Here is a 223-nt window from a genome sequence, read left to right on the forward strand (position 1 = left end):
GTCTACCGGACCGTGAAGCTTTTCGAGACGGAAGGCATCCTGGAGCGGCTCGATTTCCGCGACGGCCGTTCCCGTTACGAGCAGGCGGCACGCGAGCACCACGATCATCTCATCAACCTTGAGACCGGCGCCGTGATCGAGTTCCACTCCGACGAGATCGAGGCCCTGCAGACCGAGATCGCCAGGCGCCTCGGCTACAAGGTGGTCTATCACCGTCTCGAGC

General features: G+C 62.8%; 1 protein-coding gene. It reads left to right on the plus strand.

Annotation, left to right across the window (positions count from 1 at the left end; all coding sequences use genetic code 11):
- Positions 1-223: transcriptional repressor (locus tag E4K09_RS15230; RefSeq protein WP_193557294.1), on the plus strand; the 223-nt coding region annotated here is incomplete at both ends.

The sequence above is a fragment of the Microvirga pakistanensis genome, assembly GCF_004458765.1.
GTDB classification, from domain to species: Bacteria; Pseudomonadota; Alphaproteobacteria; order Rhizobiales; family Beijerinckiaceae; genus Microvirga; species Microvirga pakistanensis.